At 71.7% G+C, this 18,447-nt stretch carries 17 protein-coding genes; 14 read left to right on the top strand and 3 right to left on the bottom strand.

What is annotated here, in order from left to right; all coding sequences use genetic code 11:
- Positions 1–111: 111 nt before the first annotated feature.
- From AC5WS8_RS17210 to AC5WS8_RS17200, 3 genes are read right to left on the bottom strand one after another with little or no spacing between them, the layout of a single operon-like run.
- Entirely contained in the window at positions 112–1,278 is a 1,167-nt protein-coding gene (locus AC5WS8_RS17210; protein ID WP_496104269.1) for a hypothetical protein, read from the bottom strand.
- 3 nt (positions 1,279–1,281) lie between these two features.
- Complete coding sequence (locus tag AC5WS8_RS17205) at positions 1,282–1,536, bottom strand: MoaD/ThiS family protein (protein WP_200421040.1); 255 nt, start codon at positions 1,534–1,536, stop codon at positions 1,282–1,284.
- Positions 1,537–1,574: 38 nt separating this feature from the next.
- Positions 1,575–2,441 carry an alpha/beta hydrolase gene (locus tag AC5WS8_RS17200; RefSeq protein ID WP_496104268.1) on the bottom strand — a complete coding sequence of 289 codons (867 nt, stop codon included), beginning with the start codon at positions 2,439–2,441 and terminating at the stop codon, positions 1,575–1,577.
- 171 nt (positions 2,442–2,612) lie between these two features.
- Here AC5WS8_RS17200 and AC5WS8_RS17195 point away from each other — a divergent pair, with 171 nt between their 5' ends.
- The 14 genes from AC5WS8_RS17195 (at position 2,613) to pstB (ending at position 18,351) form a co-directional block, all read left to right on the top strand.
- Positions 2,613–3,392, top strand: coding sequence for a winged helix-turn-helix transcriptional regulator (locus AC5WS8_RS17195; protein ID WP_496104267.1), 780 nt, complete (start codon positions 2,613–2,615; stop codon positions 3,390–3,392).
- A 129-nt stretch (positions 3,393–3,521) separates the two neighbouring features.
- A complete protein-coding gene (locus tag AC5WS8_RS17190; RefSeq protein WP_496104266.1) occupies positions 3,522–4,544 on the top strand; it encodes a LacI family DNA-binding transcriptional regulator in 1,023 nt (340 codons plus the stop codon).
- A 141-nt stretch (positions 4,545–4,685) separates the two neighbouring features.
- Positions 4,686–5,783, top strand: coding sequence for a S1C family serine protease (locus tag AC5WS8_RS17185; protein WP_496104265.1), 1,098 nt, complete (start codon positions 4,686–4,688; stop codon positions 5,781–5,783).
- A 67-nt stretch (positions 5,784–5,850) separates the two neighbouring features.
- Positions 5,851–6,126, top strand: a complete 276-nt coding sequence (locus AC5WS8_RS17180; RefSeq protein ID WP_496104264.1) for a hypothetical protein — start codon at positions 5,851–5,853, stop codon at positions 6,124–6,126.
- 123 nt (positions 6,127–6,249) lie between these two features.
- Positions 6,250–6,984 (top strand): response regulator transcription factor, encoded by a 735-nt coding sequence (locus AC5WS8_RS17175; RefSeq protein ID WP_496104263.1) that lies wholly within the window; start codon positions 6,250–6,252, stop codon positions 6,982–6,984.
- Positions 6,981–8,438, top strand: coding sequence for a sensor histidine kinase (locus tag AC5WS8_RS17170; RefSeq protein WP_496104262.1), 1,458 nt, complete (start codon positions 6,981–6,983; stop codon positions 8,436–8,438). Before AC5WS8_RS17175 ends, AC5WS8_RS17170 begins: the two co-directional genes overlap by 4 nt.
- A 213-nt stretch (positions 8,439–8,651) precedes the next feature.
- The gene (mshD, locus tag AC5WS8_RS17165) at positions 8,652–9,578 is read left to right on the top strand and encodes a mycothiol synthase (RefSeq protein WP_496104261.1); all 927 of its coding nucleotides are present in this window, start codon (positions 8,652–8,654) and stop codon (positions 9,576–9,578) included.
- 340 nt (positions 9,579–9,918) lie between these two features.
- Positions 9,919–12,324: an RNA degradosome polyphosphate kinase gene (locus AC5WS8_RS17160; RefSeq protein ID WP_496104260.1), complete on the top strand. Its 2,406-nt coding sequence runs from the start codon at positions 9,919–9,921 to the stop codon at positions 12,322–12,324.
- Positions 12,305–13,411 (top strand): CHAD domain-containing protein, encoded by a 1,107-nt coding sequence (locus AC5WS8_RS17155; protein ID WP_496104259.1) that lies wholly within the window; start codon positions 12,305–12,307, stop codon positions 13,409–13,411. The genes AC5WS8_RS17160 and AC5WS8_RS17155 overlap by 20 nt, the downstream gene beginning before the upstream one ends.
- Positions 13,412–13,479: 68 nt before the next feature.
- Complete coding sequence (locus AC5WS8_RS17150) at positions 13,480–13,893, top strand: NUDIX hydrolase (RefSeq protein WP_496104258.1); 414 nt, start codon at positions 13,480–13,482, stop codon at positions 13,891–13,893.
- A 298-nt stretch (positions 13,894–14,191) separates the two neighbouring features.
- On the top strand, positions 14,192–15,334 hold the full coding sequence (gene pstS / locus AC5WS8_RS17145) for a phosphate ABC transporter substrate-binding protein PstS (protein ID WP_496104257.1): 1,143 nt from the start codon (positions 14,192–14,194) through the stop codon (positions 15,332–15,334).
- Between the two features lie 126 nt (positions 15,335–15,460).
- The gene (pstC, locus tag AC5WS8_RS17140; protein ID WP_496104256.1) at positions 15,461–16,450 is read left to right on the top strand and encodes a phosphate ABC transporter permease subunit PstC; all 990 of its coding nucleotides are present in this window, start codon (positions 15,461–15,463) and stop codon (positions 16,448–16,450) included.
- Positions 16,447–17,526: a phosphate ABC transporter permease PstA gene (gene pstA / locus AC5WS8_RS17135; RefSeq protein WP_496104255.1), complete on the top strand. Its 1,080-nt coding sequence runs from the start codon at positions 16,447–16,449 to the stop codon at positions 17,524–17,526. Before pstC ends, pstA begins: the two co-directional genes overlap by 4 nt.
- Positions 17,527–17,574: 48 nt before the next feature.
- The gene (gene pstB, locus AC5WS8_RS17130; protein WP_496104254.1) at positions 17,575–18,351 is read left to right on the top strand and encodes a phosphate ABC transporter ATP-binding protein PstB; all 777 of its coding nucleotides are present in this window, start codon (positions 17,575–17,577) and stop codon (positions 18,349–18,351) included.
- Positions 18,352–18,447: the final 96 nt, after the last annotated feature.

Genomic DNA, 18,447 nt, shown 5'->3' with positions numbered 1-18,447 from the left:
GTCACGGCGGTCCGACGACCCGGCGGCCGTCCTGCGTGACAGTACCCGCCGGGGGAAGGGGCGCCGGGGAATTGTCGATCAGCTGTGACACGGAGGGGCGGGCCGGCTCGCTCAGCCCAGCGCCCGGCCCAGTACGTAGATCACCGGCGCCGCCGCCGTCAGCGGCAGGGCCACGCCCGCCGTGAAGTGCACGAAGCGCGACGGGTAGTCGTAGCTCGCCACCCGGTGGCCGATCAGCGCGCAGACGCCCGCGCCCAGGCCGAGGAACGCGCCCTGCGCACCCGACGCGCCGAAGCCCGTCGCCCCGCCCACCGCGATGCCCGCGCCCGCGGCCGCCAGCAGGGCCACCACCACCGACGCCGCCGTCGGCAGCGGCAGCGCGCGGGCCAGGACCGCCGCGGCGACCGCGATCGCACCCACCGTGACCGCCTCGGGCCCGGCCGCCAGATGCCCGGCCGCCACGATCGACAGCGCGGCCGAGGCGACCGTCGCCATCAGGCCGTACATCCGGGTGTCCGGGTCGGCGTGCGACCTGAGCTGGAGGACCAGGGACAGCAGGACCCAGACGCCGAGCGTGCCGAGGATCGCCGCCGGCGCCTGCTCCCGGCCCGCCACCAGCAGCGCCACGTCCGCGGTGACCGCGCCCAGGAACGCCAGCGCGATGCCCTGCCGGGCCGGCCACATGCCGTTCAGCCGGAACCATCCCGCCGCCGTCACGGCCTGCAGCACCACCAGGGGCAGGACCAGCGCGTACGTCCCCACGGCCGCGGCCCCGGCCAGCAGCGCCCCCAGCAGCGCGGTGAGCGCGGCCGGCTGCAGCCCGGGCTCGATGATCGGCGAACGGCCTTCGAGCCGGGCCCGCTGGTTGGCGGGGAGGGCGGACAGGTCGACGGCGTGCGGCTCGGGCTCGGTGGTGGTGGCGGCGGTCCTCGTCGTGGTGGCGGCGACGCCGGGCGCGGCGTGAGCGTGCGGATCGTACGCTGCCGCCTCCGGCGGCAGGGGCTGCGCCGCCCCGTAGGGCTGCTGCTGCCACTGCTGCTGCGGGTGGGCCGCGCCGCTCGGGTCGTACCAGCCCTGTTCCGGGTGCCCCTGACCCCGATGGCTGTGGGGGGACTGCCGGGGTTCGGGCCCCTGGATGCGGTGCGGCTCGGGGGCTTGGGGGCCTTGGTGGGAGCGGGCCTGGTGGGCGTCATGGCCCCCGTACCCGGGGGCCGCGTACCCCTGGTGCCCCTCGTAGCCCTCGTAGCCCTCGTAGCCCTCGTACGGCTGGTTGCTCATCGCTCATCCTCCTGCGAACGGCGGGAGCACCTCGACCGTGCCGCCCTCGGCCAGCCGTACCGTCTCGTGCTCACGGGTCCCGACGGGGTCACCGTCGACCAGGAAGGAGCAGCGCTTCAGAACACGGACGAGTTCCCCGGGATGCCTTTCGCGCGCCGCGTCGAGCGCCTCCGCGAGCGTCGTCGCGTCGTACGGCTCCTCGGCGACCCCCGCGGCTGCCTTGGCGGCGGCCCAGTAGCGCACCGTGCCCTTTGCCATCTGCTTCCTCGACTCGGTCGTGGTGAACACCGCTCAGGCTAGCCCGCCCGCGCGGCCACCCACTCCCCGATGCGGGCCAGCAGGGCGTCGTCGCTGGCGTGCTCGGCGTGGCCCATGCCGGGTTCCAGCCACAGTTCGGCGTGGTCGGGGGCGGCCTCGGCCAGCATGCGGGGGTGGTCGACGGGGAAGTAGCCGTCCCGGTCGCCGTGCACGATCAGCAGCGGGGTCGGCGCGATCAGCGGGACGGATTCGACCGGCGAGGCGGGGACCGGGTCCCAGTCGCGGTGGTGGATGCGGGTGCGCAGGCCGTAGCGGCCCACCAGGCGGCCCTCGGGCCGGGTCACCAGCCAGTGCAGCCGCCGCATGGGGGCCGTCCCCCGGTAGAACCAGCGGGCGGGCGCGCTCACGGACACCACCGCGTCCGGGTCCGCGCCCTCCTCATGCGCTGCCGCGTGCCGCAGCACCACCGAGCCGCCCATCGAGAACCCGACGGTGGCCACGCGCGTGTGCCCCAGCTCCCGCGCCCACCGCACGGCGGCCGTCAGATCGTGCACCTCGCGGTCGCCGACCGTGGACCGGCCGCCGGACGCCCCGTGGCCGCGGAAGGAGAACGTCACCACCGCGCCGTACCGCCTGAGCACGCCCGCGACCCGGCGGACGTGGGGCCGCTCCAGGTCGCCCGTGAAGCCGTGCGCCACGACGATCGCCGGCCCGGTCACCGGCCCGTCCGGGTGGCCGGAGGATGGACGTCCGGTGTCGTATACAACGGATCCCGGATCGTATGCGGCGTCGATCGTCACCCCGTCGACCGTGTGCAGAAACGTCCGCACGGGCCCGGGACGAGCCGTCCCGGATTGCGGACGAACGGTGGATCCTGCCGTTCCACCTGCCGTGCCAGTGCTCATGTGGGCTATTCTGCTGGGCAGAGGACTCGGGCAGCGTAGCCCCCGGGTCCTTTTGTGCTTTCGGACGTGTTGTATACGACGCGGGAAACCGCAGGTGTACGGGCCCCGGGATGCGCAGAGCAGTGCCGCCCCGCCAAACGTCCTCGCAGGGACCGAGGAGGAACCAGACGTATGAGTTCTCTGCTGCTCCTGACCAACGCCCTTCAGCCGTCGACGGAAGTGCTTCCCGCCCTCGGCCTTCTGCTGCACAACGTGCGCGTGGCCCCCGCGGAGGGGCCGGCCCTCGTCGACACCCCGGGTGCCGACGTCATTCTCGTGGACGGGCGACGGGACCTCCCGCAGGTGCGCAGCCTGTGCCAGCTGCTGCGCTCCACCGGGCCCGGCTGCCCGCTGCTCCTGGTCGTGACCGAGGGCGGTCTGGCGGCCGTGACCGCGGACTGGGGCGTCGACGACGTCCTGCTGGACACCGCCGGCCCGGCGGAGGTCGAGGCCCGGCTGCGGCTGGCCATGGGCCGCCAGCAGATCGTCAGCGACGACTCCCCGATGGAGATCCGCAACGGCGACCTGTCCGTGGACGAGGCGACGTACTCGGCCAAGCTCAAGGGCCGCGTCCTCGACCTCACCTTCAAGGAGTTCGAGCTCCTGAAGTACCTCGCGCAGCACCCGGGCCGGGTCTTCACCCGCGCCCAGCTGCTGCAGGAGGTCTGGGGCTACGACTACTTCGGCGGCACGCGCACGGTGGACGTCCACGTACGACGGCTGCGTGCCAAGCTCGGGCCCGAGCACGAGTCGCTGATCGGCACCGTGCGGAACGTCGGCTACCGCTTCGTCACCCCGGAGAAGGTCGAGCGCGCCGCCGAGGAGGCCAAGGCCAAGGCGGCCCGGCCGCAGGCGGACGATGCGGACGACCCGGCGCCGGTGGCCGGGGTCGAGGTGACCGCCGAGGCGTGAGCCTGTGCCACCGCGGCGGCACAGGCGTACGTCGCCGCGGAGGAGACGCAGGCACGGCCCAGGTCACAGGTGGGGCATAGAACGGCGAAAGCCCTGCCCAGAGGTGGTCCATCCGCGTAGACTCCGCGCGTGGCCAAGGTGACTCGGGATGATGTGGCGCGACTGGCGGGGACATCCACCGCCGTCGTCAGCTATGTCATCAACAACGGACCCCGGCCGGTCGCCCCGGCCACGCGCGAGCGCGTCCTCGCAGCCATCAAGGAACTGGGGTACCGGCCCGACCGGGTCGCCCAGGCCATGGCGTCGCGGCGCACGGACCTCATAGGCATGATCGTGCCGGACGCGCGCCAGCCCTTCTTCGGCGAGATGACGCACGCGGTCGAGCAGGCCGCCGCCGAGCGCGGAAAGATGGTGCTCGTCGGCAACACCGACTACGTGGCCGAGCGGGAGGTCCACTATCTGCGCGCCTTCCTCGGCATGCGCGTCTCCGGGCTGATCCTCGTCAGCCACGCGCTCAACGACCACGCCGCCGCGGAGATCGACGCCTGGGACGCCCGGGTCGTCCTGCTGCACGAGCGGCCCGAGGCCATCGACGACGTCGCCGTCGTCACGGACGACCTGGGCGGCGCCCAGCTCGCCGTGCGGCACCTCCTCGAGCACGGGTACGGGTACGTCGCGTGTATGGGCGGCACGGCCGAGACCCCGGCGGTCGGCGACCCGGTCTCCGACCACGTCGAGGGCTGGCGGCGCGCGATGCAGGAGGCCGGGATCTCCACGGAGGGCCGCCTGTTCGAGGCTCCGTACAACCGGTACGACGCGTACAACGTCGCCCTGGAGCTGCTGTCCGGGCCCCACCGCCCGCCGGCGATCTTCTGCTCCACCGACGACCAGGCGATCGGGGTACTGCGGGCGGCCCGCGAACTGCGGCTCGATGTGCCCGGGGAGCTGGCGGTGGCCGGGTTCGACGACGTGAAGGAGGCGGCGCTGACCGACCCGCCGCTCACCACGGTCGCCTCGGACCGTTCCGCCATGGCCCGCGCGGCGGTCGATCTGGTGCTCGACGACGGGCTTCGGGTGGCGGGATCACGGCGGGAGCGGCTGAAACTGTTCCCCTCACGGTTGGTCGTGCGCCGTTCCTGCGGCTGCGAGTAGGTGCCGGCCACCCGCCGGAGTCCACGAACCGGGCGCCCTGTTCCGCGAACCGGGCGCCCTAATATCGGGCATACACGGTTCTGTCGGGCTTCTCAGCGGGGACTCAGGATGCTCTCATGATCACGGGACACTCTCTTTCACATGACCGAGAGCTTCCGCCGCAGCAGCGAGTACGAGTACCCCCAGGGTCACGGACCGCAGTCCGCGTACCCCGAGCAGCAGCACGCCTCTTCCCCGGTGAACCCGGAGTGGCCGCCCCCTCCGGCGTACCGCCCGGCGCCGCCGGCGGCCGCGCCCGGCGGCGGTCATGACGGCGACGGCGGCGGTCATGACGGCGGGGACGGCACCGCCGCCCCCACCCACCCCGAGCCGAAGCAGCGCGCCAAGAGCCCGCTCGCGCTCCTCGCGGCCGTGGCGATCGCCGCCGCCGCGATAGGAGGCGGCACGGCGTACGGGATCCAGGAGCTGACCGGCAAGAACACCGTCTCCTCCAGCGCCACCGGTACCAACGTGGTGCCCTCCAGCGCGAAGGGGACGATCGCCGGAGTGGTCGCCGCGGTCAACCCGAGCATCGTGGAGATCAACGCCACCTCGAACGCCGGTCGGTCGACCGGTTCCGGCGTGATCATCACCAGCAACGGCCAGATCGTCACCAACAACCACGTCGTCTCCGGTGCCACCTCGGTCAAGGTGACGACGAGCGACGGCAAGTCGTACACCGCACAGGTCGTGGGCACCGACAGCAAGAAGGACCTGGCGCTGATCAAGCTGCAGGGCGCGTCCGGACTGAAGGCCGCCACGCTCGGCAACTCCGACGGCCTCCGGGTCGGCGACCAGGTCGTCGCCATCGGCTCCCCCGAGGGCCTGAGCGACACGGTGACCAGCGGCATCGTCTCCGCCCTGAACCGTGACGTCACCGTGCCGACCGACGAGAACCAGCAGCAGGGCGGCGACGGCCGGTGGCCGTTCGCCTTCGGCGGCCGGCAGTTCAACGGCGACACGGGCTCGTCCACGACCACGTACAAGGCGATCCAGACGGACGCCTCTCTCAACCCGGGCAACTCCGGTGGCGCCCTCATCGACATGAACGGCAACGTCGTCGGCATCAACTCGGCGATGTACTCGGCGGGTTCGGACTCGACCTCGTCGAGCGCCGGCAGCGTCGGCCTGGGCTTCGCCATCCCGATCAACACCGTCAAGTCCGACCTGGCGACGCTGCGCTCCGGCTCTCAGAGCTGACTCTCCGAGCCGGCTCACTCTCAGAGCCGAGCGGGCACCCCGCCGGGCGAGTGGTAAGGAGTACGACATGATCACGACGGCTGTGCACGAGGTCACCGATGCCGCCCAGCCCGGCGGAGTCCTGCTGGCCCTGGCCGTGGCGAACCAGCTCCACGCCCCGGCACGGCGCCGGGTCCGGACCCGGCCCCAGCCCCGGCCACGGACCCGGCCACGGGTGGAGCGCGCCCCCCAGGTGGCGATTCCGCAGGTGGCGGTGCCGCAGCTGATGGGGCTGCGGATGACGGACGCGCGACCGCACCGCCGCAAGGTTCCGCTGAACCGGCTGACCGCGGTGACGGGCTGACCACGGCCGCCGCCCGCGGCACGCCTGCCCGCAGCCACGTCCCGCCCTTTCCGTACCCGACCCGAATCGTGCGAGTCTGGATCCGTTCAGTCCGTCCGTCGCACCTTGAGGAACTCAACATCCATGAGCCCCGCCGAAGGCGACCGTGACCCCCAGCGCATCCTGATCGTCGACGACGAGCCGGCCGTGCGTGAAGCACTCCAGCGCAGCCTCGCCTTCGAGGGCTATGCCACCGAGGTGGCCGTGGACGGTGCGGACGCGCTGGAGAAGGCGACCGCGTACAAGCCGGACCTGCTGGTCCTGGACATCCAGATGCCGCGCATGGACGGCCTCACCGCCGCCCGCCGGATCCGGGGCGCGGGCGACACCACCCCCATCCTGATGCTCACGGCCCGTGACACGGTCGGCGACCGTGTCACCGGCCTGGACGCCGGGGCCGACGACTACCTGGTCAAGCCGTTCGAGCTGGACGAGTTGTTCGCCCGTATCCGCGCCCTGCTGCGCCGCACCTCCTACGCGGCGGCCGTGGCGGGCACGGCCGAGGAGAACGACGTCCTCGCCTTCGCCGACCTGCGCATGGACCTCGCCACCCGCGAGGTCACGCGCGGCGGGCGCCCGGTGGAGCTGACCCGTACCGAGTTCACGCTCCTGGAGATGTTCATGGCGCATCCGCGCCAGGTGCTGACCCGCGAGCAGATCCTGAAGGCGGTCTGGGGCTTCGACTTCGAGCCGTCGTCGAACTCGCTCGACGTCTACGTGATGTACCTGCGCCGCAAGACGGAGGCGGGCGGTGAGCCGCGCCTGGTGCACACCGTGCGGGGCGTGGGCTACGTCCTGCGGCAGGGCGGCGCCGAGTGATCAAGCGGTTCCGCTCCCTCCCGCTGCGCTCCCGGCTGGCCCTGCTGGTGGCGGCGGCGGTGGCGTTCGGGGTGGCGGCGGTCTCGGTGACCTGCTGGTTCATCGTGCAGGGCAAGCTGTACGACCAGGTGGACCACGACCTGCAGAAGTCGGTCGGCGACAGGAGGATCCAGGCCCTGGCCTCGGCCGCCGTGGCCAACTGCACCCGGTCCCCCGCGCCGAACGGTGACAACGGCCCCCCGAACATGTACTTCGAGGTGGTCCTGGAGGACGGGACACCCTGCGTCATGTCGTTCTCCAAGGGCCAGATCAAGGTCACCGGAACCGACAAGGAGGTGATCAGGAACGGGGGCCGCAACGGTGACCTGATCATCCACAACAGCGTCGACGGGGACGGCGATGCGGTACGCGTGCTGAGCCTGCCGATCACCGTCACGGACACCAACACCCAGACGACGTCCCCCGCCGCCCTCCTGATCGCGCTCCCCCTGAGGAGCACCCAGGCGACACTCAACGACCTGTCCCTGATCCTCCTCCTCGTCTCCGGCATCGGCGTCCTCGGCGCCGGAGCCGTCGGCCTGGCGGTCGCCCGTGCCGGGCTGCGCCCCGTCGACAAGCTCACCGAGGCCGTCGAACACGTGGCGCGTACGGAGGACCTGAACATCCGCATCCCCGTGGAGGACGACAGCGAGGACGAGATCGCCCGTCTCTCCCGCTCCTTCAACTCGATGACGTCGGCCCTGGCGAGCTCCCGGGAGCTGCAGCAGCAGCTGATCGCGGACGCGGGCCACGAACTGCGCACCCCCCTCACCTCCCTCCGCACGAACATCGAACTCCTCACCCGCAGCGAGGAGACCGGCCGTCCGCTCCCCCCGGAGGACCGCAAGGCGCTCCTCGCCTCGGTCAAGGCACAGATGACCGAACTGGCCTCCCTCATCGGCGACCTCCAGGAACTCTCGCGCCCGGAGAAGGGCCAGCACACCGGCACCACACAGGTGGTGCCATGGCAGGACGTCGTCGAGTCGGCGCTGCGCCGCGCCCGGCTGCGCGGCCCGGAGCTGACGATCACGGCGGACCTCCAGCCGTGGTACGTCCGGGCGGAGCCGTCCGCCCTGGAGCGCGCGGTGGTCAACGTCCTGGACAACGCCGTGAAGTTCAGCCCGGAGGGCGGCACGGTCGAGGTCGTCCTGGCGAACGGTTCCCTCACGGTGCGTGACCACGGCCCCGGGATCCCGGCCGACGAACTCCCCCACGTCTTCGACCGCTTCTGGCGCTCGCCGTCGGCCCGCTCCCTGCCCGGCTCGGGCCTCGGCCTGTCCATCGTGGCCCGCACGGTCCAGCAGGCGGGCGGCGAGGTGTCCCTGACCCCCGCGGAGGGCGGCGGCACGGTGGCGACGGTACGGCTGCCGGGGGCGCCGACTCCGCCGCCCGGGGATCTCCCGGCCGTCCCGTAGCGGCGGTGAAACGGCCGAGGCGGGGCCCCGGAAGGCGGTTCGGGGCCCCGCCTCGTGGTGCGCTGTGCTTCTCCGCGGCGCCGCACAGAACGCGCCAAGACGGCGGTTCGGGCAGCTCGGGGTCAACGCACGTGGCACAAAAGGGGGTTCGAGGTGAGGGCCGGGTTGCCCGCTACCTCCCCTTTCCTTCCCCCGCCCCGTACCCTCATACCCATGACCAGCGACGACACCGCCCGCCCGGCCACGACCCGCTCCCTCGAGACCGTCACCGCGCTCTCGCCCGAACAGGCCGACGGCGTACTGGCGCTCCTCGCCGACGCCGCCCGGGTCGACGGGCAGCAGGCCGTGTCCGAACAGGGGCGGCTGCAGTTGCGCGGGGGCGAGCGGGAAGGCGTCTCCCATCTTCTGCTGACGGTCGACGGCACGCTCGTCGGGTATGCCCAGCTCGAGGACGCCGACCCGGTGGAGGCGCCGGCCGCCGAGCTGGTCGTGCACCCGGCGCACCGCGGCCGCGGGCACGGCCGGGCGCTGGGCTCCGCGCTGCTGGCGGCCTCCGGCAAGCGGCTGCGGGTGTGGGCGCACGGCGGCCACGCCGCGGCGCGGCACCTGGCGCAGGTGCTCGGCCTGACCCTGTTCCGCGAACTCCGCCAGCTGCGCCGCTCGTTGACGGACTTCGACCCGCCGGAGCCGACGCTGCCGGAGGGCGTCACGGTGCGCACGTTCGTGCCCGGGCAGGACGACGCGGCCTGGCTCGCCGTCAACGCGGAATCGTTCGCGCACCACCCCGAACAGGGCTCCCTCACCCAGCGGGACCTCGACGACCGCAAGGCGGAGCCGTGGTTCGACCCGGAGGGCTTCTTCCTGGCGGAACGCGAGGGCGAACTGGCCGGCTTCCACTGGACGAAGGTCCACGCGCGGGAGCGGCTCGGCGAGGTGTACGTCCTGGGGGTCCGCCCCGGGGCCCAGGGCACCGGCCTGGGCCGCGCCCTGACCACGATCGGCCTGCGCCACCTGGCGGGCCGGGGCCTGCCGACGGCGATGCTGTACGTGGACGCGGACAACAAGGCTGCGCTGGCGGTGTACGAGCGGCTGGGCTTCACCACGTACGAGACGGATCTGATGTACCGGACGGAGACCTGAGCCTGCCCCGGTCGGCCCGGTGGGTTTCCGCCCCCGCCGCCCCTCCCCCTCCCTCTCCCCCTCCCGTCCCCAGGGGCTCCCCTCCCGGAATCCCGCTTCTCAGAGGCCGGACGGGCTGAATACGGGCTGGATCCCGGCCCGTCCAGGGGTCCCGCCCGCTCGAAGAGACGGGGGGAGTCCGAGGACGAGGCCGTCAGGCCGACAGCGGGGGCCCGGGGCGCGGCGCCAGGGACGGGACGGGTGGGGGGCGGCGGGGGCGATTTTCCCGGGCCTCCCCCCGCTATCCCGCACGTCATGTCGCCGTAACCATTGATTCAGACGAACTTGCGACCCTCACCCAATGAACCCCGCCGTGCCAGAGCCCTTGCCGCCCCCGGAGAACGGGGCCGGCGCGCACCGTGCGCGCTCGCTGCCGGGCGTTTCCTCCGACGCGCCCCTCACCCGTTCGGCGCGGAACAATGGGTTTATGAGCCAGCAGAACGCCCAGGCGCCGGTCACCCCGTCCCCCGTCACCCCCCGTGAGGGAGAGCCCTCGGGTCGCGCGAACGTGCAGAATCAGCAGCCCTCCGTGGGTTCCATCGCCGCGCACCGCCCGCACACCGTGGCCGCGGCGGTGTCCGGACTCGATCCCGACCTCGACGCCGACCTCGACGCCTACGAGGAGGCCGAGGGCGCCCAGCTGCCCCAGGGCCGCTTCCTGGACCGCGAGCGCAGCTGGCTCCAGTTCAACGAGCGGGTCCTCGAGCTCGCCGAGGACCCGAACACGCCGCTCCTGGAGCGCGCGAAGTTCCTCGCGATCTTCGCCAGCAACCTGGACGAGTTCTTCATGGTCCGGGTCGCGGGTCTGAAGCGCCGTATCGCCACCGGGGTGGCCACCCGGTCCGCGTCCGGGCTCCAGCCCCGCGAGGTGCTGGAGATGATCTGGGCGCGTTCCCGCGAGCTGATGGCCCGGCACGCCGCCGCCTTCCAGGAGGACGTCGCCCCCGCCCTCGCGGAGGAGGGCATCCACATCGTCCGCTGGAACGAGCTGACCGACAAGGAGCAGGCGCGGCTCTTCACGCTGTTCCGGCACCAGATCTTCCCGGTGCTGACCCCGCTGGCCGTGGACCCCGCGCACCCCTTCCCGTACATCTCGGGCCTGTCCCTGAACCTCGCGGTCGTCGTGCGCAACCCGGTCTCCGGCCACCGCCACTTCGCCCGCGTCAAGGTGCCGCCGCTGCTCTCCCGCCTCCTGGAGGCCTCCCCGCAGCGCTACGTCCCCATCGAGGACGTCATCGCCGCACACCTGGAGGAGCTGTTCCCGGGCATGGAGGTGCTGGAGCACCACACCTTCCGGATCACCCGCAACGAGGACCTCGAGGTCGAGGAGGACGACGCGGAGAACCTGCTCCAGGCCCTGGAGAAGGAGCTCATGCGGCGCCGCTTCGGGCCGCCGGTGCGCCTGGAGGTCGAGGAGTCCATCGACCGCTACGTCCTCGACCTGCTGGTGCGCGAGCTGAAGATCTCCGAGGCCGAGGTGTACCCGCTGCCCGGCCCCCTGGACCTCACCGGCCTCTTCGGCATCGCCAACCTCGACCGGGCCGAGCTGAAGTACCCGAAGTTCGTCGCCGGCACCCACCGCGATCTCGCGGAGGTCGAGTCGGCGTCCGCGCCGGACATCTTCGCCGCGCTGCGCGAGCGGGACGTCCTGCTGCACCACCCGTACGACAGCTTCTCCACGTCCGTGCAGGCGTTCCTGGAGCAGGCCGCGGCCGACCCGGACGTCCTCGCGATCAAGCAGACGCTGTACCGCACCTCGGAGACCTCGCCGATCGTCGACGCGCTGATCGACGCCGCCGAGTCCGGCAAGCAGGTCCTCGTACTGGTCGAGATCAAGGCCCGCTTCGACGAGCAGGCCAACATCAAGTGGGCCCGCAAGCTGGAGGAGGCGGGCTGCCACGTCGTCTACGGCCTCGTCGGACTGAAGACCCACTGCAAGCTGTCCCTGGTCGTCCGGCAGGAAGGCGAAACGCTCCGCCGGTACAGCCACGTCGGAACGGGCAACTACCACCCGAAGACCGCACGCCTGTACGAGGACCTGGGATTGCTGACGGCCGACCCGCAGGTCGGCGCGGACCTGTCCGACCTGTTCAACCGGCTGTCGGGCTACTCCCGCCGGGAGATATACCGCCGCCTGCTGGTCGCCCCGAAGTCCCTGCGCGACGGCCTGGTGTCCCGGGTCGACAAGGAGATCCAGCACCACCGGGCCGGCCGGCCCGCGTACGTCCGCATCAAGGTCAACTCGATGGTGGACGAGGCGGTCGTCGACTCCCTCTACCGGGCCTCCCAGGCGGGTGTCCCGGTCGACGTGTGGGTGCGCGGCATCTGCGCGCTGCGCCCGGGGGTGACCGGCCTGTCGGAGAACATCCGGGTGCGGTCCGTCCTCGGCCGCTTCCTGGAGCACTCCCGCGTCTTCGCCTTCGGCAACGGCGGCGAGCCGGAGGTGTGGATCGGCAGCGCCGACATGATGCACCGCAACCTCGACCGCCGTATCGAAGCTCTCGTCAGGGTCACCGACCCGGCGCACCGGGCGGCCCTCAACCGGCTCCTGGAGACCGGTATGTCCGACACCACCTCCTCCTGGCACCTGGGCCCGGACGGCGAGTGGATCCGGCACGCCTTCGACGCCGACGGCCAACCCCTGCCGAACATCCAGGAGATGCTCATAGACGCCCGGAGGCGCCGGCGTGGCACAGCAACACCTTGATCCCCCCACCGGCCCCACCGCCGATCCCGCGGCGCTCGTGACCGGGGACGCCCTCGCGGAGTACCTGCGGGCCCGGGCCACGGAGTTCCTCCGCTCGCTGCGCCAGCACCGCGAGGCCGGCGAGGGGGGTTCCCCCGCTCGGGCGAAGGCGAGAGGGGGAGACGGGGGCGGCGCCGAGGACCCCGGCGACCCCGCACTCGCCCTGCGCCGCTCGGCCCGGCGCATCAGCGGCACGCTGCACACGTTCCGCGCCCTGCTCGACACCGAGTGGTCGGAGGCGATGCGGCCGGAGCTGGCCTGGCTGTCGGGCACGCTGGCCCGCGAGCACGCGTACGCGTCCCGGCTGGAGCGCCTGCTGCTCGCCCTGCACCGGCTGTCGGGCTCGTCGGCCTTCCCGGCACAGTCGACGGGCACCGCGGACGGCGCCGGACCACGCGAGCGGGCCGCCGGCGTCCCCGAACGCGGCAACCTGACCGTGGGCGCCGCGAAGGCGGGCGCCCTGCTGGAACGTCAGCTGACCCTGGCCCGCACCCGCGCCCACTCGGCGGCCCTGCAGGCGCTCGGCTCCGGCCGCTTCCACGCGGTGGCGGACAGCGTCGCCGTCCTCGCCAGCGAGGTGCCGCTCACCCCGGCCGCGGCGACCGCCGACCTGCGCCCGCTCGCCGCGGCGGCCGAGGAGCGGCTGGCCGACGCGGTGGCCGCGCTGCCGCTGGTCACCGCGGGCCATCCGTACAACGCGGAGGCCCTGGTCCACGGCCTGTCCCCGGACCCGGCCCCGCACCCGCAGGACGGCCCCTGGCACCAGGTGCGGCTGCTGCTGCGGCTGCACCGCTACGCCCGGGAGGTGCTGCAGGGCGAGGACACGGCCGTCGATGTGCGGCTCCTCGCGGCCGGACAGGCCCTCGACCGGCACCGGGACGCCTCGGAGGCGGCGGCCGCGGCGGCAGCGGCGGCCCGCACCCCGCGCATCGCCCCGGCGACGGCATACGCGCTGGGCGTGCTGCACGCCGACCAGCGGCACGAGGTGGAGGCGGCCCGCTTCGCCTTCCAGCAGTCGTGGCAGAAGCAGGCGGTGGGTACCCGGTAGGCGCCGCGGGGACGGCAGGGCTCATGGGGGACGCGCACGTATGCGCGAGAGAGGAGCCGGAGCATCCGATGACCGAGGAGACCATCCGTGCGGCGGGCTGTGTCCTGTGGCGCCGCTCGCCCGTAGACGGCACGCTGGAGATCTGTCTGGTCCACCGGCCGAAGTACGACGACTGGTCCCACCCGAAAGGCAAGCTGAAGCGCGGCGAGGACCCCCTTGCCGGGGCGCTGCGGGAAGTGACGGAGGAGACGGGCTACACCGCCGTGCCCGGCGCGGCCCTGCCCACCGCCCACTACCTGGCGAACGGCCGCCCCAAGCAGGTCCGCTACTGGGCGGCCGAGGCGACGGACGGCTTCTTCGCCCCGAACCGCGAGGTCGACCGCGTCCTGTGGCTCCCCCCGGCAGCGGCCCGTCACCGTCTGACGCAGCCGCGGGACCGCGACCTGATCGACGCGCTGCTCGGCTCGCTGCACCAGGCGTGAGCGAGAGGCCCCCGACGCAGTCGTCCGCCCTCGCCCCGGGCCCCGTCCGCTCGGGCGCGGTGAGGCGTATCGGAGGAGAATCCGGGACAACGCCGTGTCCTCAACGTAAGCGTTCCGTGACCTAACCACACCGTCCGCAGGGGTTCACCCTCCGTTCACTTTCGGCCATAGGCGCCTTCACCTGATCTGCCTAATTTCAGCCTTGTCCGGTGGCGGGCGCGCTCTCGCGTGCGCGCCCCACACCACCACCTCGCACGCCGCCGATCAGGACGGCGGCTCCTGGAAGGAACTCCCGAAAGTGAAGCTTCAGCGCATGAACCGGCGGGCCCTCACCCTCGGTGCTCTCGCCGTCTCCGGCGCCCTGGCCCTCACGGCGTGCGGCTCCGACAACAACAGCGGCAGCAACACCGGCAGCGGCAGCGGAAACAGCTCGGCGGCCGCGAGCAACAGCAACATCAAGTGCGACAACGCCAAGGGTCAGCTGCTGGCCTCCGGTTCCACCGCGCAGCAGAACGCCATGGCCCTGTGGGCCAAGAACTTCATGCAGGCCTGCACGGGCGCCCAGATCAACTACAAGGGTGTCGGCTCCGGTGCCGGCATCCAGGAGTTCCTGCAGGGCAGCACCGCGTTCGCCGGCTCCGACTCCCCGCTGAAGCCGGAGGAGATCCAGCAGTCCAAGAAGGTCTGCAGCGGCGGTCAGGGCATCGACCTGCCGATGGTCGGCGGCCCGATCGCGATCATCTACAACCTTCCGGGTGTGGACAACCTGGTCCTGGACGCGAAGACCACCGCCCAGATCTTCGACTCGAAGATCAAGAAGTGGAACGACCCGGCCATCGCGAAGCTGAACCCGGGCGCCAAGCTGCCGGACATGGCGATCCAGCCCTACCACCGCACCGAGGACTCGGGCACCACCGACAACTTCACCAAGTACCTCAAGGCCGCCGCCCCGGACGACTGGAAGTACAGCGGCGGCAAGTCCTGGCAGGCCTCGGGCGGCCAGTCCGCGAAGGGCTCCTCCGGTGTCGCGGCGGGCGTCAAGCAGACCCAGGGCGCCATCGGCTACGACGAGCTGTCCTACGCCACCTCGAACAGCCTGCAGACGGCCAAGCTGAACACCGGTGCCTCCCAGCCGGTCGCGCTGTCCACCGACTCCGCCTCCAAGGCGATCGCCGCCGCCAAGATCGTCGGCACCAACGGCGACCTGGCCCTCAAGCTCGACTACGCCACCAAGGCGGAGGGCGCCTGGCCGATCGTCCTGGTCACCAGCGAGATCGTGTGCTCGAAGGGCAACAAGGCCGACACCCTGCCCGCCACCAAGGCGTTCCTGAACTACATCGCCAGCGAGGACGCCCAGTCCAAGCTGCCGTCCATGGGCTACGCCCCGCTGCCCACGGAGATCGCCACCAAGGTCCGGGACGCCATCAGCAGCCTCTCCTGACCGACAACTCAACGGCGCCGGGTCCCGGTCCCGTGGTCGAACCGACCGCGGGACCGGACCGGCGCCACCACCCATCCGGTGCACCGCCATCGGGGGAACCGTCCCCCATCCAGACCGGAGAGAGTCATGGGAATACCGGCACAGACACAATCGCCTCCGCCCCCCGCCGCGAAGAGCACGAGCGCCGTCACCCGACCCGGTGACCGCGTCTTCTCCGGCCTGTCCCGCGGTTCCGGCATCCTGCTGCTCGTGATCATGGCCGCCATCGCGGCCTTCCTCACGGCTCGCGCCGTGAACGCCATCGCGAAGGACCACGGCAACTTCATCACCACCTTCGAGTGGAACGCCAACAGCACCCCGCCGGTCTTCGGTATCGCGGTCCTGCTGTACGGCACGGTCGTCAGCTCGGTCATCGCGATGATCATCGCGGTGCCCATCGCCGTCGGCATCGCGCTGTTCATCACCCACTACGCGCCGCGCCGCCTGGGCGCCCCCATCGCGTACGTCGTCGACCTGCTCGCAGCCGTCCCCAGCATCGTCTACGGCCTGTGGGGCGCCCTCTTCCTGGTGCCGCACCTGAACGGGCTGACGTTGTGGCTGGACCAGTACTTCGGCTGGACCGTCGTCTTCGACCAGACCAACCGCGGCACCGCGGCCCGTTCCCTTTTCACCGTGGGCATCCTGCTGGCCATCATGATCCTGCCGGTGATCACCAACGTGAGCCGTGAGGTCATCCGCCAGGTCCCCAAGGCACACGAGGAGGCCGCGCTGGCCCTCGGCGCCACCCGGTGGGAAGTCATCCGGATGTCGGTGCTGCCGTTCGCCCGCTCCGGGATCATCAGCGCCTCCATGCTGGGCCTGGGCCGCGCCCTCGGCGAGACCATGGCCGTGGCCACCGTCCTGTCGTCGTCGGACACCCTGAGCCTGCACCTGCTCGACCCGGGCGGCGGCACCTTCGCCGCGAACATCGCCTCCCATTTCGGTGAGGCCTCGGACTTCGGCCGCGACGCCCTCATCGCCTCCGGTCTCGTCCTCTTCGTGATCACCCTCCTGGTGAACGGCGCGGCCCGGCTGATCATCGCCCGCCGCAAGGAGTACTCGGGGGCCAACGCATGAGTGAGACCATGACCGACCAGCGGCCGACCGCGGACGCCGACGCCCCCCGCCGGATGCTGACCCAGCGGAGGCTGCCCCGGTGGGCGCCCGCCGCCATCGCCGGCGCATCGATCGCCGTCGCCGTCGCGATCGGGGCCGGCTTCGGCCTCACCAGCCACATCCAGTGGGGTCTGATCGCCCTGGCCCTGTTCGTCGTCGGCACATACGTGGTGACCTCCGCCGCGGAGGACCGTCGGCAGGCCAAGGACCGCGTGGCCACGAGCATCGTGTGGGCGTGCTTCATCATCGCCGTCGTACCGCTGTTCTCACTGGTCCAGGAGACCGTCGCGCGCGGTGTGAAGGTTCTCGACGGGTACTTCCTGACTCACTCCATGGCCGGAGTGATCCCGACCGATCCGGGCGGCGGCGTCTACCACGCCATCATCGGCACGCTGGAGCAGGTGGGCCTCGCCTCCCTGATCGCCGTCCCGATCGGCATCCTCACCGCGGTCTACCTCGTCGAGTACGGGCGCGGGAAGCTCGCCCTGGCGGTCACGTTCTTCGTGGACGTCATGACCGGCATCCCGTCGATCGTCTCCGGCCTGTTCATCCTGGCGTTCTGGATCCTGATCCTCGGCTTCGGCTACTCGGGATTCGCCGGCTCCCTCGCGCTGACCATCCTGATGATCCCGGTGGTCGTGCGGTCGACCGAGGAGATGCTGAAGCTCGTACCCAACGAACTGCGCGAGGCCTCGCTGGCGCTCGGCGTCCCGAAGTGGCGCACGATCCTCAAGGTGGTCATCCCCACCGCGATCGGCGGCATCACCACCGGCGTCATGCTGGCCGTGGCCCGTATCGCCGGTGAGACCGCCCCCGTCCTGCTGCTCGTGTTCGGTAACCAGCTGATCAACAACGACCCGTTCAACGGGCCGCAGTCGTCGCTGCCGTTCTACATCTACGAGCAGTACGTGTACGGCAACGACGCCGCGTACGACCGCGCATGGGCGGCAGCCCTCGTGCTGATCGCCTTCGTGATGATCCTCAACCTCGTGGCCCGGGCCATCGCCCGCTGGAAGGCCCCGAAGACGGGCCGCTGACGCGGCCGACCAGCGACCCGACCCCGTTTTTGAAAGAAGCAGTGACTCATGGCCAAGCGAATAGACGTCAGCGGCCTGACCGCCTACTACGGCACCCACAAGGCGATCGAGGACATCTCGATGACCGTCGAGCCGCGCTCGGTGACGGCCTTCATCGGCCCGTCCGGCTGCGGCAAGTCCACCTTCCTGCGCACCCTCAACCGCATGCACGAGGTCACCCCCGGCGGCCGTGTCGAGGGCAAGGTCCTCCTGGACGACGAGGACCTCTACGGCACCGGCGTGGACCCGGTCGCGGTGCGCCGCACCGTCGGGATGGTCTTCCAGCGCCCGAACCCCTTCCCCACGATGTCGATCTTCGACAACGTGGCGGCGGGCCTGCGGCTGAACGGCAACTACAGGAAGAGCGAACTGGCGGACATCGTCGAGAAGTCGCTCAAGGGCGCCAACCTCTGGAACGAGGTGAAGGACCGCCTGAACAAGCCGGGCTCCGGCCTGTCCGGCGGTCAGCAGCAGCGTCTGTGCATCGCGCGGGCGATCGCCGTGGAGCCGAAGGTGCTCCTGATGGACGAGCCCTGCTCGGCCCTGGACCCGATCTCCACCCTCGCCATCGAGGACCTGATCGGCGAGCTGAAGGAGCGCTTCACGATCGTCATCGTGACGCACAACATGCAGCAGGCGGCGCGCGTCTCGGACCGTACGGCGTTCTTCAACCTGGCTGCCGTGGGGCAGCCGGGCAGGCTCATCGAGATCGACGAGACCGAGCGGATCTTCTCCAACCCGTCGGTCCAGGCGACCGAGGACTACATCTCGGGTCGCTTCGGCTGATCCGGCGGTCGTCCGAGAACCCCTCGCGGTGCTGCATGGCGGTGCCACCGCGAGGACGAAGAGGGCCCGCCCCCGGTTCCCGGGGGCGGGCCCGCT

This window comes from Streptomyces sp. PTL18, assembly GCF_059510295.1.
Note: the sequence above shows the minus strand (reverse complement) of the source record. Positions and strands in the feature narration are given on the sequence as shown.

Excerpts from the sequence above, each read along its gene's own strand:
- AC5WS8_RS17185 (WP_496104265.1), top strand. The coding sequence starts at position 4,686 with ATGACCGAGAGCTTCCGCCGCAGCAGCGAGTACGAGTACCCCCAGGGT.
- mshD (WP_496104261.1), top strand. The coding sequence starts at position 8,652 with ATGACCAGCGACGACACCGCCCGCCCGGCCACGACCCGCTCCCTCGAG.
- AC5WS8_RS17160 (WP_496104260.1), top strand. The coding sequence starts at position 9,919 with ATGAACCCCGCCGTGCCAGAGCCCTTGCCGCCCCCGGAGAACGGGGCC.
- AC5WS8_RS17210 (WP_496104269.1), bottom strand. The coding sequence starts at position 1,278 with ATGAGCAACCAGCCGTACGAGGGCTACGAGGGCTACGAGGGCTACGAG.
- AC5WS8_RS17175 (WP_496104263.1), top strand. The coding sequence starts at position 6,250 with ATGAGCCCCGCCGAAGGCGACCGTGACCCCCAGCGCATCCTGATCGTC.
- AC5WS8_RS17180 (WP_496104264.1), top strand. The coding sequence starts at position 5,851 with ATGATCACGACGGCTGTGCACGAGGTCACCGATGCCGCCCAGCCCGGC.
- pstA (WP_496104255.1), top strand. The coding sequence starts at position 16,447 with ATGAGTGAGACCATGACCGACCAGCGGCCGACCGCGGACGCCGACGCC.
- AC5WS8_RS17205 (WP_200421040.1), bottom strand. The coding sequence starts at position 1,536 with ATGGCAAAGGGCACGGTGCGCTACTGGGCCGCCGCCAAGGCAGCCGCG.
- AC5WS8_RS17200 (WP_496104268.1), bottom strand. The coding sequence starts at position 2,441 with ATGAGCACTGGCACGGCAGGTGGAACGGCAGGATCCACCGTTCGTCCG.
- pstC (WP_496104256.1), top strand. The coding sequence starts at position 15,461 with ATGGGAATACCGGCACAGACACAATCGCCTCCGCCCCCCGCCGCGAAG.
- pstB (WP_496104254.1), top strand. The coding sequence starts at position 17,575 with ATGGCCAAGCGAATAGACGTCAGCGGCCTGACCGCCTACTACGGCACC.
- AC5WS8_RS17195 (WP_496104267.1), top strand. The coding sequence starts at position 2,613 with ATGAGTTCTCTGCTGCTCCTGACCAACGCCCTTCAGCCGTCGACGGAA.
- AC5WS8_RS17150 (WP_496104258.1), top strand. The coding sequence starts at position 13,480 with ATGACCGAGGAGACCATCCGTGCGGCGGGCTGTGTCCTGTGGCGCCGC.